At 42.5% G+C, this 16,090-nt stretch carries 15 protein-coding genes; 11 read left to right on the top strand and 4 right to left on the bottom strand.

Annotation, left to right across the window (positions count from 1 at the left end; genetic code table 11):
* Position 1 precedes the first annotated feature (1 nt).
* The 6 genes from LZF95_RS10015 to LZF95_RS09990 all read left to right on the top strand — a co-directional run bounded on the left by LZF95_RS10015 (position 2) and on the right by LZF95_RS09990 (position 8,233).
* Entirely contained in the window at positions 2-1,441 is a 1,440-nt protein-coding gene (locus tag LZF95_RS10015) for a DNRLRE domain-containing protein (RefSeq protein ID WP_233754854.1), read from the top strand.
* A 123-nt stretch (positions 1,442-1,564) separates the two neighbouring features.
* Positions 1,565-2,344 carry a 6-phosphogluconolactonase gene (locus LZF95_RS10010; RefSeq protein ID WP_233754853.1) on the top strand — a complete coding sequence of 260 codons (780 nt, stop codon included), beginning with the start codon at positions 1,565-1,567 and terminating at the stop codon, positions 2,342-2,344.
* A 92-nt stretch (positions 2,345-2,436) separates the two neighbouring features.
* Complete coding sequence (locus LZF95_RS10005) at positions 2,437-3,969, top strand: family 20 glycosylhydrolase (RefSeq protein ID WP_233754852.1); 1,533 nt, start codon at positions 2,437-2,439, stop codon at positions 3,967-3,969.
* A 1-nt stretch (position 3,970) separates the two neighbouring features.
* Complete coding sequence (locus tag LZF95_RS10000; RefSeq protein WP_233754851.1) at positions 3,971-5,443, top strand: sodium:solute symporter family protein; 1,473 nt, start codon at positions 3,971-3,973, stop codon at positions 5,441-5,443.
* A 1-nt stretch (position 5,444) separates the two neighbouring features.
* The gene (locus tag LZF95_RS09995) at positions 5,445-6,602 is read left to right on the top strand and encodes an N-acetylglucosamine-6-phosphate deacetylase (protein ID WP_233754850.1); all 1,158 of its coding nucleotides are present in this window, start codon (positions 5,445-5,447) and stop codon (positions 6,600-6,602) included.
* A gap of 32 nt (positions 6,603-6,634) precedes the next feature.
* The gene (locus tag LZF95_RS09990; RefSeq protein ID WP_233754849.1) at positions 6,635-8,233 is read left to right on the top strand and encodes a beta-N-acetylhexosaminidase; all 1,599 of its coding nucleotides are present in this window, start codon (positions 6,635-6,637) and stop codon (positions 8,231-8,233) included.
* Positions 8,234-8,381: 148 nt separating this feature from the next.
* On the opposite strand, the gene LZF95_RS09985 is transcribed toward LZF95_RS09990, so the two are convergent.
* Entirely contained in the window at positions 8,382-8,564 is a 183-nt protein-coding gene (locus LZF95_RS09985; RefSeq protein WP_233754848.1) for a hypothetical protein, read from the bottom strand.
* Between the two features lie 81 nt (positions 8,565-8,645).
* Here LZF95_RS09985 and LZF95_RS09980 point away from each other — a divergent pair, with 81 nt between their 5' ends.
* The gene (locus LZF95_RS09980) at positions 8,646-8,957 is read left to right on the top strand and encodes a type II toxin-antitoxin system HigB family toxin (protein ID WP_233754847.1); all 312 of its coding nucleotides are present in this window, start codon (positions 8,646-8,648) and stop codon (positions 8,955-8,957) included.
* Positions 8,958-9,041: 84 nt separating this feature from the next.
* Here the strand turns inward: LZF95_RS09980 and LZF95_RS09975 are convergent, their stop codons facing one another.
* Entirely contained in the window at positions 9,042-9,371 is a 330-nt protein-coding gene (locus LZF95_RS09975) for a hypothetical protein (RefSeq protein WP_233754846.1), read from the bottom strand.
* Positions 9,372-9,647: 276 nt separating this feature from the next.
* Here LZF95_RS09975 and dcm point away from each other — a divergent pair, with 276 nt between their 5' ends.
* The gene (gene dcm, locus LZF95_RS09970; RefSeq protein WP_233754845.1) at positions 9,648-10,928 is read left to right on the top strand and encodes a DNA (cytosine-5-)-methyltransferase; all 1,281 of its coding nucleotides are present in this window, start codon (positions 9,648-9,650) and stop codon (positions 10,926-10,928) included.
* Here dcm and LZF95_RS09965 read toward each other — a convergent pair.
* Positions 10,925-11,068, bottom strand: a complete 144-nt coding sequence (locus tag LZF95_RS09965) for a hypothetical protein (RefSeq protein WP_233754844.1) — start codon at positions 11,066-11,068, stop codon at positions 10,925-10,927. The genes dcm and LZF95_RS09965 overlap by 4 nt on opposite strands.
* On the opposite strand from LZF95_RS09965, the gene LZF95_RS09960 reads away from it, so the two are divergent.
* Positions 11,069-12,427 (top strand): DNA cytosine methyltransferase, encoded by a 1,359-nt coding sequence (locus LZF95_RS09960; RefSeq protein ID WP_233754843.1) that lies wholly within the window; start codon positions 11,069-11,071, stop codon positions 12,425-12,427.
* 5 nt (positions 12,428-12,432) lie between these two features.
* Complete coding sequence (locus LZF95_RS09955) at positions 12,433-13,524, top strand: hypothetical protein (RefSeq protein ID WP_233754842.1); 1,092 nt, start codon at positions 12,433-12,435, stop codon at positions 13,522-13,524.
* Positions 13,525-14,043: 519 nt separating this feature from the next.
* On the opposite strand, the gene LZF95_RS09950 is transcribed toward LZF95_RS09955, so the two are convergent.
* On the bottom strand, positions 14,044-14,193 hold the full coding sequence (locus LZF95_RS09950; RefSeq protein WP_233754841.1) for a hypothetical protein: 150 nt from the start codon (positions 14,191-14,193) through the stop codon (positions 14,044-14,046).
* A gap of 757 nt (positions 14,194-14,950) precedes the next feature.
* On the opposite strand from LZF95_RS09950, the gene LZF95_RS09945 reads away from it, so the two are divergent.
* Entirely contained in the window at positions 14,951-15,871 is a 921-nt protein-coding gene (locus tag LZF95_RS09945; RefSeq protein WP_233754840.1) for a YhcG family protein, read from the top strand.
* Positions 15,872-16,090: the final 219 nt, after the last annotated feature.

Raw genomic sequence — 16,090 nt, 5'->3', positions numbered from 1 at the left:
AATGAAAAGTCTACCTATAAAAATAAATGCAGCTTTATTCATCATCCTTTTTGGTGTTGTTTTTTACAGCTGTACCATCCAGGAGAATTTTGAATATCAACCTTCGGGTGTAACTGGTAAGCTGGAGGTATCTGCTTTGGACTATTTTCAGTCTCAAGAATCATTTTCCATGCTTCATAGCGCTATTGATTTGACTGGTCTTTCTGAACAATACAGTTCTGATCAAACCAGGACTTTTATTGCTCCAACAGACAGGGCATTTGAAGAGTATCTGGAAGCAAATTCCTATGGTAGTTTGGAGGAGGTGCCCATACCTATTTTAAAGAATTTACTAAGGTATCATATAGTTGAGGACAAGGTTTTGTTTACCGATCCTGAACTATTTGAAAGTAACCTGCCGATTGGTTATTCTACAGAAAGTGGTCAGGTGATGTATCTTTCCCATAACACCAATTTTGTTGGCTTGATCAATCAGGGGACGAGTAAGCAATGGGAAATAGCTACTTCCAACTTAGAACCTACCAATGGAGTGATCCACATAGTGAATTCTATAGTGTATTTTTCAGCAGCGTCTTCTAATCTGGATGAACTGGATCCTTCTGTGAAAACAGATACAATATTCCCCTTGGCAGATACCTATATCAATGGAGGTGCTGCCGCAACTACCAATTTTGGTTCTACCAATCTCTTAAAAGTGAAGAGTGTCACAGGGGATGGGGATTACGACCGAAAAGCGTATTTGATGTTTGATTTGAATGAATTGCCCACTGAAGGAGTCATCACGGACCTGAGATTCGAAATAGGCGTTTCCTTTACCCATGCAAAAAATCTGGATATGAACCTGTATCAGATTCCTGATACTACATGGACTGAGATGGGCTTGAACTGGAATAACGCCACCAGCCCAATTGATCCGCCCATATCAACTATCACCACCACAAAAGTAAGTTCCTTTAATTTTGATTTGACAGATTTCTACTCCAGCCTGGATAATAGAGGAAAGCTTTCTTTGATGATTGACGGGCAAGATAAAGGGGATGAAACCAATGATTTTGCCTCTAAGGAACATGAAACTTTACCGGCTCCCATGATCATTGCCATCATTGCCACTGGAAACAGTGTCCTTGACTTGGAAACCAATACCGGGATAACTGTGGAATCTGGTGGAAGTGTGGCCTTGGATTCTGAAATGCTGGAAGTAACCGGAGCCTCAGCAAATGACATCATTTATACGGTGGAGGAAGTTGCCCAACATGGTTGGTTGATCAGTGGTGCTACTATTCTCAAACCAGGAGATCGGTTTACCCAAAATGACATCAATGTTATGAATCTTGTGTATATAAGCAATGGTGAGGGTTCCGAAGATCAACTTGTCCTTTCTGCACGAGATAGGGCTGGGGCCAAACTGGATCCATTCGAGGTAAATGTGGATATTCAGTGAGCTTGAATTTCTCCTAAAAGAATGAAGCTATTGAAAATACCAGACTTCAGATTAACTTAAATAAGGCAAAGGACTATTTGTTCTAGTTTCTTGGAATAGATTTCCCGCCTGTCAATTATAAAAATGATAGACCTTCAAAAAGACATTCATGTCTTTTCCAATCGAAAGCTTGCGGGTATAGCTGCAGGGAAAGAAGTAGAGAAGTACATTGTGAACTTGCAGGAAGAGCAAGATGAAGTAAGAGTGATTTTTGCAGCTGCCCCTTCACAGACAGAAATGCTAACCTATTTGGCTTCATCAGATCAAATACGATGGGATAAATTGGTGGCATTCCATATGGATGAATACATCGGTCTGGATGAAAAAGCCCCCGAACTGTTTGCATCATACCTTGAAGAAACGCTGTTTTCAAAAGTGCCTTTTAAAGAGGTTCATTTGATCAAAACCCATGGTGATATAGCTGCTGAACTTTCCAGATATGAAGCATTGCTCAGCAAAGGATCAATTGATTTGGTTTGTTTGGGTATAGGGGAAAATGGCCATATCGCATTTAATGATCCTCCAGTGGCGGACTTCTATGACCCCTTAGTTGTCAAAGTAGTGGATTTGGAAGAAGCCTGTAGGGTGCAACAGGTAAATGATAAGTGCTTTGACAAATTGGGAAATGTTCCAACTAAAGCCGTTACGTTGACCGTTCCTACTTTAATGGCAGCAAAGGCTATGGTATGTGTAGTATTGGGAGAAAAGAAAAGTCAGGCGGTACATGATACATTGACTCAAGAAGTCAGCACAGCTTGTCCTGCATCTATCCTGACTACCCATCTGAATTGTAAATTTTATTTTAACCAGTCTGCTGTAAGCAAGCTTGATCATCACACTTTTACCATCGTCAAGAAAGCATAAATACTTAACCAATTATTACCTTGGAAATTACTCAATACTTCCGTCTCAGGAAATTTACCAATAGCATTTCATTCTTCCGGTACCTTTTATGTATGCTGTATTTTCTGCTATCCTTTCATAGTTTTTCACAATTGAAGGGAAAGGAGGGAAAGGAGGTGAATGAGGATTTTGAGGTGAAAGGCTTCCATTTGGATCTACGTGTTCAAGTGATGACCCCAGAAGCATTGAAAGATTTTGCCAAACAAATGGCAGATTTTGGGTTGAATACGCTGGTGATGGAATGGGAAGCGACTTATCCTTTTCAGGAACATTTGACCATCGCTAACCAATTTTCATACAGTCGGGCGGAGATTGATGACTTTATATCTTACTGTGACCGTTTAGGTATACAGGTAGTACCCTTGCAGCAAAGCTTGGGGCACGTGGAGTATATCCTAAGAAACCCTAGGTACAGTATTCTTAAAGAAGATAGACAGGATATTTCCCAGCTTTGTCCCATGAAAATAGCTGAGAGTAAGGTGCTTTTTCAATCGCTTTTTAAAGATTTGGCGGAAACGCATAATTCGGATTACATCCATATCGGTGGGGATGAAACGTATTTACTGGGGCATTGTGAGCTCTGTAGTGCCCGGGTAGAGGAAGTAGGGAAGTCCCAACTTTTCGTGGATCATATGAAAATGATCGCCGATCTGGTTATCGAAAATGGCAAAATTCCTTTGATGTGGGCAGATATAATTTTGAAATATCCTGAGGCTGCAGCTGAGCTTCCTAAGGAGACGGTTTTTGTGGATTGGAATTACGGCTGGAAAACCAATCACTTTGGGGATATTTCCAAACTGCAGGATTTGGGTTTTACTTTTTGGGGAGCACCGTCTATCCGAAGCCATCCTGATAACTGGTACATGACCAATTGGTCTACCCATTTTAATAACCAACGTGATTTTATCCCTTATGCCCGGGCTAGTCAATATGAAGGAATGATAATGACTTCCTGGTCTACTTCCGGTCTTTATGGGTTTACTTGGGATGTTGGCTACGACGTAGCGGATATGGTCCAGATCAGAAATACTTATCCCATGTCTGGGTTTAGGATATTGATAGCCAGCTATGCAGATGCTTTGGCTAACCCAGAGGAATATGACCCGGAGGAATTTATAATGGATTATGCTACTGAAAGATTTGGATTGAATGAAAAGGAATCTATGGAGCTATTTCAATTCCTAATGTTCAAGAGAGAATTGATCTCAAACGCTAAGCCTGAAAAAAGCAAGAATGTGTCGGAGGTGAAGGAGAACTTCAGACAAGTAAGCGATGCATTGTTGAAATTGAAACCGAGTCAGCATGCAGATGAGTTTGATCATTTCAAACTGATGGCAAAATTAAGAATGCTTTATCTGGATTATAAAGAGGTAGATGAGCTATATAATTCATCGGCATTCAAGCAAGAACTTGTATCCTCTCTTACCAAGCAATTGACCTCAATTTTAGATCAATCAACGGTATTGAGTAAGGAGTTTGCCGCTTTGAATTCCGGCTTTTTGTATGATTCAGAAATTAAGGAACTTAATGGGCAGAGAGAGCTGCCGATTAAAGTGCTATACAACCGACTGGCCAAGTTGAAGTAAGATGGAGCTGCTGGACTGGATCGTACTGAGTCTGTATTTTATCATGCTACTGGCCATTGGCTTGTGGGGATATTTCAGAGTAAAAAATTCCGAGGATTTTTATACAGCAGGAGGAAAACTTCCATGGTGGCTTTCCGGGATTTCACATCATGTGTCTGGCTATAGCGGGGCGGTATTTGTTGCGTATGCAGGGATAGCCTATACCCATGGATTTACGATCTACGTGTGGTGGGCCTTTACGGTGGGACTAGCTGTTTTAGTGGCGGCATTTTCCATTGCACCGAGATGGGCCAGGCTACGCATAAACTTTGGTGTACAGTCGCCGACAGAATATCTGTTGGTCCGGTATAATCTTCCCACTCAGCAACTGATAGCCTGGTTAGGGACTATTATTAAAGTATTCGATACAGGAGGGAAGTTGGCGGCCATTGCAGTTTTATTGAATGTGTTCAGTGGGGCTTCCATTACTTTTGGAGTGCTTCTGGTTGGTTTTGTTTCATTGATCTATATAACTATTGGAGGGCTCTGGGCAGACGTTTGGAATGACTTTGGTCAATTTGTTATTCAATTACTGGCTGGCCTTACCATGTTTGTGATGATCTTGTACAAATTAGGAGATGGGGCTTCAGGTATTTTTACCCTTTGGGAGCGGCTCCCAAAGGAGAATTCAGCGTTCTTTCATGCTCCTTATACTGCTGGTTTCGCTGCCGTATTATTGGTTATCAATTTCTTCAGTTACAGTGGCGGTACCTGGAATCTAGCCACACGGTTTATTTCCACAACATCTGGAAAAGTCGCAAAGAAGGCCGCCCTGCTTTCTTCTTTTCTTTATTTTACCTGGCCTTTGATCCTATTTTATCCCATGTTTGCTGCTCCAGTATTTTTTGAAAACTTAGCGGACCCTACTCTGTCCTATGGGAAAATGGTCATGGAGTTTTTACCGAAAGGATTGATTGGGCTTATTTTGGCTTCACTTTTTGCCAATACATTATCCATGACTGCTTCAGATTCAAACACGGTCTCTGCGGTAATCAGTAGGGATATTTTGCCGGTCTTGTTTCCTCAAATCAGAAAGTTTTCCAGAAGTCAGGGATTGACTTTAGCACGTATTACTACCTTGTGCTTTACCGTTCTCACGATTGCCACGGCACTGAATTCAACTCATTTTGGTGGGGTTTTCGGCTTGATGATTTCCTGGTTTGCTGCTTTATTGGGTCCGATAGCAATTCCTATGATACTGGGCTTGCTTCCCGCATTCAAAAAGAGTGATGCACGCTCAGCTATGGGATCCATTCTTGCCGGGCTCATCACCTTTGTTTTGCTTAAGGTTTTTCCCACAGATTCTCTGGCTCTGGAAATTGGAGCACCTACGTTGGTTTCCTTCTTGGTCTTTGTCTTGTCAGGGGTTTTCAAACAGGGAAAAGTTAATCAAGGAGTTGTGGAGTTAATGAATGGCTTACAGAATCAAGACTAGTATGGAAGAGCAAAAAACCATAGAGGGATTACATTATCGTACCCAACGACCGATTCGGATTAATTTGGATCAGGGTGTGATCAGGTCTATAGAAGAATTGAAAGAATGTTTTACTCCCTATATCCTAGCTCCGGGACTGGTGGACTTGCAGGTAAATGGCTTTCAGGGTGTAGATTTCAATGAACCTGAGTTGGAGGTAAGTGATGTGGTGTTTTCTGTCCAGAAATTATGGGAGAACGGTATGACTACTTTTATGCCAACCCTTATCACTGCCAGTGAATCAGCTGTATCGGAGTCAATCAAGATAATTATTGAGGCCTGTAAAGATACACTCATCAATGCCACTGTTACCGGGATTCATTTGGAAGGGCCTTTTATCAGCAGAGAAACGGGTCCACGTGGTGCGCATCCTTTGGAGTTTGTTTGTGAGCCTGACTGGGACATGGTCGTTCGGTTACAAGAAGTGGCAAAAGGTAAAATAAAGCTGATCACGCTTTCTCCAGAATATGAAGGTGCGCCTGAGTTGATTGAAAAATGTGTCGGGCAAGGCATTCAAGTAGCCATCGGACATACTGCGGCCCATTCAGCTCAAATCAAACATGCTGTGGAAGTAGGGGCGAGTCTATCTACGCATTTGGGAAATGCAGCCCATTTATTATTGCCTCGACATCCAAATTACATCTGGGATCAACTGGCAATGGATTCACTTTGGACAAGCATTGTGTCTGACGGGTTTCATTTACCGGATCCAGTAATGAAGGTTTTTATGAAAACAAAGCCGGAAAACACCTTCTTGGTAAGTGATTCCACCAAATTCGCTGGTTTACCAGCAGGAACCTATCAAAGCCCAATCGGGGGAACGGTGTTGTTGACTAAAGAAGGAAGGCTTTGCATGCAGGAAAATCCCGAATTGCTAGCGGGCTCTGCAGCTTCCCTCAAATCCTGTCTGGAATATCTTGTTAAAGCAAACCTGGCAACCTGGTCTCAAGCGATAGATATGGCATCCGTTAAGCCACTTTCTTATTTGACTCAGAAATCGAGTTCTATTGGACTCCAGGCAGGAAATAATGCGGATTTAATTCTCTTTGAACACAAAGATAGCAAAATGGAAATCAAAAAGACCCTCAAAGCTGGCAAATTGGTCTATTCATCGCTCTAATACCATATTTAAGTTATCCTTTTAATTATACCATGAAATACAGCAGCTTACTTGGAATTCTTTTGATTTGGATGGTCGGGTTAATCCCTTATTCGGATTTGAATGCACAAATTATTCCCTATCCTTTAAGTAAAACCGATTTACAAGGTGAGTTTGGGCTAAAGGCTGGAATTCCTATAGTAGCAGCCGAATCCTTGAGTACAGAAGCGGAGTTTTTATCAGATTATTTAAAAGTTAGCTTCGGAACACCTTCCCCAATCGTTGAGAATGGTAATGGGATTAAGCTCAGGTTGGACGAGGGCTTGGCGGATTCTTTAGGAAGGGAAGGGTATTTACTTTCGATTGATCAGTCTATAGAAATCATAGCGCCTACTTCGACCGGTATATTTTATGGAGTGCAAACATTGAAGCAGCTATTGTCAACCACTTTTGCCGAAGTTGGAACTGATCAAGTCCTAATCCCTAAGACGAAAATTGCCGATAAGCCTCGATTCTCATGGAGGGCATTCATGTTGGACGATTGTAGAAACTTCATGGGTGAAGAGCTGACCAAGAAGATGCTTGATCAGATGGCTATGTTGAAAATGAATGTATTTCACTGGCATTTGACAGACGATCAAGCATGGCGTATAGAAATCAAAAAATATCCAAAACTAGCACAGGTAGGAGGGACAAGAAAAGATACTCAATTGGCACGTGGAAGCACAGAAAGAGTAGGGGAACCACAGTCCGGCTTTTATACTCAGGAGCAGATCAGAGAAATAATCCAATATGCAAAAGATCGTCATATTGAAATTGTGCCGGAAATAGAGATGCCCGGACATGCTATGGCTGCGATAGCTGCATATCCATGGATTGGATCTTTAGGTACCACAACTGAAGTTCCGGTTACTTTTGGCAAGATGGAAGATTCTTTCAACGTCTCGGACCCAAGAGTGGTTGATTTTCTCAGGGATGTATTGGACGAAGTAGTTTCATTATTTCCGGGAGAAGCAATCCATATTGGCGGAGATGAGGTTAATTATAATCCTTGGAAGGCTAATGATTCTATTCGGGAATTTATGGATGACAATGAGATATCTACTCCTATGGATTTACAAATCTTTTTTACCAATCAAATTTCTACCTATTTGGCATCAAAAGGGAAAAGAATGATGGGATGGAACGATATACTGGGACATGATATCCATAACGAACGCGATCCCTCAGCTGCTAAAGCAAAGCAGAAATTGGAAAAATCATCAATTGTTCATTTTTGGAAAGGAGACCTGGGACTGGTGGAAGGTGCTGCCAAGGATGGCTACGATGTAGTCAATTCCAACCATTGGGATACTTACCTAGATTATACCTACCAAAGGCTTCCCTTATCCAAGTCTTACGCATTTGATCCCATACCAGAAGGGCTGCCTAAAGAATTTCATTCTAAGATACTAGGTTTAGGCACGCAAATTTGGACAGAATATACCAAGTCTGAATCTGCAATGTTAAAGCAGGTTTTTCCCCGTCTATTGGCTTATGCAGAGGTTGGTTGGACCGAGCCGGAGAATAAAAATTACAATAGATTTCTAATTGCAGTAGAATCGATGAAGAATCAACTAAGGTTAATAGGGATTGAATTTGGAGAGTATTAAGAAGTCAATTTTGAGATATCAAGGCATAATGTGATTCTTAATTATTTAAGAATTCATTGAAAGAAGATTTGTATACCAGATACGGTTCATACCTCTCCCAGCGTACGAATTGTATTAGGTGGAAAATTCCTCACAGTGTGTTCACAAATCAATTGCTGATTCCTTTTGATGCAAGTGACAGCAAAATGGCTAATATGTATATCCGCTTTTCTGCCAGTAAAACAATAAAAGCATCATAGGATTCGGAAAACACCAGCGTCAAGGCCACTTCGGTCACCCGTCTTCGGTCTTCCGTCCAGTAAAGCAAAGAGAATAGGGTTACTGGCATCATTGCGGATAATCACAATGGCTAAAATAAGTTTTCAAAATGAAAACATCCCGATATGTTTAAGAGTTTATACATCAGTGAGCTTTGAAAAACATTATTGCAATCAAAAACCTGACAGAGTTTTACAAAAAGCATCCAGATTCAAAATCAAGTATTGAAATCTGGGCTGCGCTCACAAAAAACTCCATCTGGGAGAAACCTTTGGATGTTGTCAGGGACTTTCCAGGTGCAGATCAAGTGAAAAACAATCGGGTAGTGTTTAACATTGCAAGAAATAAGTATCGGCTAATCGTCCAGATCAGCTATTTGAGGCAATGGGTCTTTATCAAATCTATCGGCACACATTCCGAGTATGATTATGATAAGGTGGGTGCGAATACTGTTGAGCAGTTTTAAAAACGTAAATCAATTGAAATCATGAAATTGGCAAGAAAATCAAGGTTCTCAATGAGCTATTGATGATTGGAAATTGAAAGGGGCTTATTCGACCCCATTCTCAAATTTGACAGCTGTTCCAGAAATAGAAGCGCCGACGTGAAGCCTATTGTATTGCACATTTATCAAACCATTTGCACCTTCACTTTTTGCTCTTTTTACCAAAATATCCATCATTCCTTTAGGCCCTGATGGCCAACCTCCCTGGACATGGATAAATTTGATTTCCTCGAAATCTTTTTCGGGTGATTTGACTGTATAAATTTCCATGCCCTCGTAGCTTCCATCTGCGGTTGAAAAAGTACGGGTCGTAGTGCAGCTGCCTAGAAGACCAAGGAAAAAAATTGCGATAGCTAACGGGACGAGATTTTTCATGGGTTCAGAGTTATTGGATACTCTGGATAACGGTGTTTTATTCAGGCAGGTTGTGGGATTGAACAGTACAAAAAACCAAAAGGCTTACAATCCAAAGCATAATTTCTCCAAAAGCCCAAAGAAATTATTGACACCCGTTGACAGAAAATGTTGACACCTGCTCTTTTTCTGTAAATACATAGCTTTACATTTGTAACCATGTGTAAGGTTTGATAACTTGGTTATAGGCTCATCGTATGTGATCTGCTTGGCGCTCTGACCATAAATAAAATGATCATGAAAGATTACTATTCTTTATCGGAAGTGGCAGACTTGCTCGGAAAAAGCAAGGAAACCCTCAGACGCTGGGACAACAATGGCAAACTCACCGCTTTCCGTGAGCCTATGAGCAATTATAGGATATATAGGAAAGAACAACTTAAAATTTTTGACGAACTGGAATTTATGTTTACCCCAAAAGATCTGGGCAACCAAGTAACACCTGACCATAATTACCCTGTGCTCGAGCTCTTCGCCGGAGCAGGCGGATTGGCCATCGGCATGGAGAAGGCCGGACTGAAATGTGTCGCACTGAATGAGATAGACCACTGGGCGGCAGAGACGCTTCGGATCAACCGCCCGCAGTGGAAGGTCATTGAAGATGATATCCGCAAAGTATCCTTTGCCTCCTATAAAAATAAAATCGACGTAGTCACCGGTGGGTTCCCTTGCCAGGCATTCAGTTATGCAGGTAAGAAACTGGGACTGGAAGATGCCCGTGGAACACTCTTTTATGAATTTGCCAGGGTAGTGGACGAGGTGAGACCCTTGGTCTGTGTTGGGGAGAATGTCAGGGGATTGCTGAACCATGACGAGGGTAGAACCCTTGCTGGTATGAAATCCATTCTTGACGAGATCGGCTACAAGCCTTTGGATGAAAGAATACTGAAAGCTATTTTTTATAACGTACCCCAAAAACGGGAGCGGCTGATCCTGGTAGGGATCAGGAAGGATATCGACATTGATTTCTCATACCCTAAGCCCTACAAAAAGATCTATACCTTAAAGGATGCGCTCAAAGCCGGAGAGCTGTACCCTACAGATGTGCCGGAATCAGAAGGAAGCCTATATCCAAAGAGCAAGCGGGATATCCTGGACAAGGTTCCTCCGGGAGGGTATTGGAGGGATCTGCCACTTGATCTACAGATGAAATACATGCAGAAGAGCTTCTACCTGGGCGGTGGCAAGACAGGCATGGCCCGAAGGATAAGCTGGGATGAGCCCAGCCTTACGCTTACCTGCAGTCCCGCACAGAAGCAGACCGAGCGCTGTCATCCCGATGAGACCAGACCCTTTACGGTGAGGGAGTATGCCCGTATCCAGACTTTTCCGGATGAGTGGAAGTTTGCGGGCTCAGTTTCCAACCAGTACAAGCAGATCGGCAATGCCGTGCCGTGCAACCTGGGCAAAGAGGTGGGCTATTCATTGGTGAGATTCCTGAATGAGGCCTACAAGGCCTATGGTCTGGAAGAAAAATCCTTCGATCTGGATCAGGTGGCGATGGAGTTTTCTGTTTAACTGTCAAATCCGTATTCTTTTCGAATATCAATTTCAAGCAGTGTAATAGTTTCTTCAAGTTTGCTAGTCCCATCTACTTCAAGTGCAACTTCTCCAACTAAAAAAAAAGCAGTTTTAAAATTTTCAGTAATTTGAACCAAATGTTAGATAGTACCAAAGATAATATCCTAGATACCGTAGAAGAACCGCAGCGAGATTTGCTTTATCAACCTGTGGTGCTGGATAAAGCATCTCGGTCATTAAATACAGATACGATCCGGGTGCTTTCACTCTTCTCGGGATGCGGTGGCATGGATCTTGGCTTTGAAGGAGGTTTTGAGGTGCTGAAAGACTCTGTTAACGAACTGCTTCATCCTGACTTTATTTCGCATGAAGTGGACACCGACTATGCCCAATTGCGCAAGACCAAATTTAAAACTGTCTTCGCCAACGATATACTTACTGATGCCAGAAGCGCATGGGTAAACTATTTTTCAAAACGTGGCCATCAGCCAGAATTCTTTTTCAAAGAAAGTATTGTAGATCTAGTCAAACTTCATCGTGCTGGAACTCCGGTATTTCCAAGTAATATAGATGTGGTCACCGGAGGGTTTCCTTGCCAGGATTTTAGTTTGTCAGGAAAAAGAAATGGGTTCAACTCCCACAAAAATCACTTAGGCAAACTCATTGAAGAGGATGAAGCCTCCGTCGAAACCCGAGGTCAGCTCTATATGTGGATGAAGGAAGTTATTGAAATTACTCAGCCTAAAATCTTTGTTGCCGAAAATGTGAAGGGACTTGCCAACTTGTCCAATGTCAAAGAAGTTATCCAGAAGGATTTTTCAAACGCAGGGGGAAACGGGTACATTGTACTTGATCCCATGGTGTTGCATTCAGCTGATTATGGCGTGCCTCAGTCCCGTGAGCGAGTGATATTCATTGGTATCCGTAAATCGGCACTTAAGGACACCGCTTTCAAGGCGCTAAGTTCAAAACAAATTCCGGATACTTATAATCCATATCCATTTCCAACCCATGCCTTTAAGGCAAAGGGGGAACATCTAAAGCCTTTTGTGAAGCTTTCACGGGTTTTTGAATCTGTGGAAGAACCAGAACAGGCGAAAGACCTTTCCCAAAAGTATTATTCTAAAGCCAAATACATGGGAGCCCATTGCCAGGGACAGTCTGAAATTAAGCTAAACTCCATCGGACCTACTATAAGGGCTGAGCATCATGGTAATATAGAATTTAGACGTCTTTCCAAAGTTCATGGAGGTAAAATTGACCATGAATTGGAGACGGGATTGCCTGAGCGAAGACTGACAGTGCGGGAATGTGCCCTTATTCAGACTTTTCCTAAAGATTATGAGTTTGTCATTCCCAAGAAAGAGGGGAGAAAAGGCTCATTTCTTGTCAGTCCATCTCAGGCCTATAAGATCATCGGCAATGCCGTTCCACCGCTCCTTGCCTTTAACCTTGCGGCAAGGCTGGAATCACTTTGGGATATTTATTTTGATTGATAATAGTGATAGTCTCTGTAAATCCTGAACCGGAAAGATCACAGTTTGACAGTTTACTCAGCCTCACTATGGATGAACTTGGTAAACTTGCGGCCAGCTCTCCAAAATCCATGCTGAAACTGGATGGACGCAATTTTGAGCCATTGGTCAAGGAGGTATTGGAAGCAGCTGCGAAGGGGACGCCATTTGAAGATTCTATAAAGTTGGTGGGAGGTCAGAAGTTTCCTGACATTATTGCCAAAAAGTTTTATGGCATAGAAGTCAAGACCACCAAACAAAACCATTGGAGAACCACAGGCAATTCAGTTTTTGAAGGAACAAGGATAGATGGGGTAGAGCGGATCTTCATGCTTTTCGCCAAACTGTTCGATCCGATCGAACTGAAATGTAGGCCTTACGAAGAAGTATTGTCTGAGGTGGTGGTGACTCATTCTCCCAGATACCTGATCGACATGAACCTCACTGCTGGCCATACCGTGTTTGACAAGATCCAAGTACCTTACGATACACTCCGCAAGATGGACAACCCCATCCGTCCGATTGTTGATTATTATCGCACGAAGCTTAGTCCTGGAGAAGATCTCTGGTGGATGGATCAGTCGGCAGACGACCCGGCAAGCAACTTAATCATACGTATATGGGCTAATCTTTCCCGTTTAGAACGTGAAGAACTGCGCGACAAAGCCATGGCCTATTTTCCTGTCCAATTAAGTAAGCAACCCACCAAATACTCCCGAATGGCGATCTGGTTGGTCACTAGAGAGGGGATAGTCTGTCCAAATATCCGGGATATGTTCTCGGCGGGCGGAAAGGGATCCATTTATGTTGGTGATGCTGCCATCACCCAGGTTCCAAGAATCATTGTTCATTTACTTAATAGGTTGCCAGCTATCAGAGAGCAGATTGAAAAGACTCCTGCGCCTCAGCTTTCGGAATTTTGGGAAATACCTACTTCCGAAGCCACCAAGTGGCAGGACTGGATGAAGCTGACCGGAACATATTTTCAGGAAGACTTAGGTGGAAAATCTCTGCATGAAATTTTGATGGAGAAGGATGAGGGTTTTTCTACTTTAACCTCTCCTCCCTTCCATCCGTAACCACCTCATCCGTCTCCTCAAACTCCTCAAAATCATGCCACCCAGCCGTGGTTTGTGAAGACACAAACCACTGTGCAAATGTAACCTGTCAGCCCCCACTTATCAGGGACAAAGAACTCCTCCTCAATAAAAGTATCCGTCTTGGCATTGCACCAGTAGCACGAGAATACAGCCATCTCTAACATAGCTTGTCAACTGGCACATTCGCTTGTGTTTAGGGCGGGGAGAGCCTGTCCCGATAGCGAAGTGTATCGGGAGAGGACGCAGCCCTGTCCGCCGAAGGAGGAAGCGAGGCAGGCGGCTGCCTTGTGGGGAGAAGCTTTGCTGGCGTCTTGGCCTTTTGCCTGCCCGCCGTGGCGGGTTCTTTTGGGCTAAAGCCTGCCCCGATTATTTCGGGAGCAAAAGAACGGAAAAAAGACCTCACTTCACCGCCTTAATCTTCACCCCCATATCCCGTAACATATGCAGGATCACCGTGGCATCCTTTTCCTGTTCCAACTCAATAAACTGCCTCAGCGCCTAGGATAGCGTTTCGATTTGTCTAGCCTTATCAATCCTTGCATGGGGGAATGGATTAGCGTTCTCAGATATAATCGCATCTATTTTCGCATCCACCCGCTTTTCCAGGTCCTTTAGCTCACTACAGATTTCTGCCCAGTTGTACATCATGTGAATGGGATTGACTTGGTGACAAAGATCTGCTGTTTCCGGCCTAAAAGGAAAAGACCAAGTAGGATGTGTGATAAGCTGTGTCGGATTTTAATTTCATTTCCATGCCCAAAAACCTCAAATTCTCCTCATTTTTCTCTCGTTTTCCCGAAAAATACCCTGTATAGGAGGGCCGAGCGTAAAGAAAATGTCCTGTGGACATTTTTAGCGAAGTAGCCAGCCTGCGGGCTGGGAAAGTATCATTTTTTTCCTTTCTTGTCCCTGTTATTTATCGCCTGCGGCACTCGAGGTTTCGAGACCGACAGGATCCGGAGACTACGCCAACTTTTATCATCCTTCTGGGCTTAAATCCGGAAACCATCAAAAAGCGTTTGATTCTGATAGCTGGATGATAGTACAAAATGATCGCCCTCTTTTTAAGAGCCTGTCCCGCTAGCTCGCGGGAAGAGGGGGCAATCCTTCAAAAACCAATTCAGTGAATTGGTTTAGGGTTGAGCCAGCCTGTAGGGGGAGATTGTGGAGGGTGGGGTAGTCCCAGATGCTCAAGGAAATCTGCATCAGGAAGTAGTTATTGATGGCAGCATGCGGGGGCTAAACTGTTACCATTTATTTAAAACAGAAAATTATGAAAAAGCAAAATAGATGGCTATGATTGCTGTTGCTAAACGAAACCAAACAGATCAAAATCTCGCACACCTGTGCGAGATTTTGTAATTTAGACTTCTATCACAAGCGTGCGAGAATTAAAAAGGTATAGATGAGTGAGTTAAAACCATACAACAGTTTCTTCAATGACGTAATCCAGACCATTAATTCAGCGAGGTATGAAGCCTATAAATCGCTAAACAAGCACCATATTGGGCTGAACTTTGAGATCGGCAAACTGATAGTCAAAAACCAGGAAGTCAATAATTGGGGCAAGTCAATTGTCGATACGCTTTCGACAGATATCAACAAACAAATTGATGGAATAAAGGGATATTCTCCTCAAAATTTGTGGCGCATGCGTCAATTTTACCTTGAATACAAGGACGAACCGGAACTTTTAGAATTGACAACAAAAATACCATGGGGACAGAATCTGTTGATCATGCACCAAGTCAAAGACAGGGAAGAACGCAAATACTACCTGAACGCAACTGATAAATTGGCATGGAGCAGGTCTGTACTGCTAAACCAAATAAAAGCGGATTCTTATCAAAATCATCTGGCAAATCCAAAGCAAAGCAATTTTGAAGATACCCTTCCCATTCACTTATCGGAACAGGCAAATGAAGCATTGAAAAGTGAATACAACCTTGATTTTCTTGGGATAAACAAGCCTGTCTTGGAAAGAGAATTAGAAAACAGACTTATTGAAAACATTAGAGATCTGCTATTGGAACTCGGTTACGGATTTAGTTTTATTGGCAATCAATACCGGTTAAAACTCAGCCAAAAGGAATATTTTATTGACTTGCTTTTCTATCACAGATTTTTGAAATGTCTGGTTGCAATAGAACTTAAAACAGTAGAATTTGAACCTGAATTTGCAGGAAAAATGAATTTCTACCTCGAACTTTTGGATGAACAAGAAAAACAGCCGGACGACAATCCTTCAATAGGAATAATACTTTGCCCTACCAAAGACAATATTGAAGTTGAGTATTCTTTGAGAACTAACACAAAACCAATCTGAGTTTCGGAATACAGACTGACACACGAACTCCCGAAACAATTAAAAGGGAAAGTACCAACCTCGAAAGAATTAAAACAAATGCTAACAATGGCTTCCATGAATAATCAAAAGTTCATTTTCTAGCATTTTTTCTTTGTTTTGGCTTTTTTGAGTTGATTGCCTGTTTTTTGGACTGATTGGAAGAAGTCAAGAATGGACAAAGCGCTGCCTTGCGGGTGG

The organism is Algoriphagus sp. AGSA1, assembly GCF_021390545.1.
Taxonomy (GTDB): domain Bacteria; phylum Bacteroidota; class Bacteroidia; order Cytophagales; family Cyclobacteriaceae; genus Algoriphagus.
This window is presented reverse-complemented; position numbering and strand designations above follow the sequence as displayed.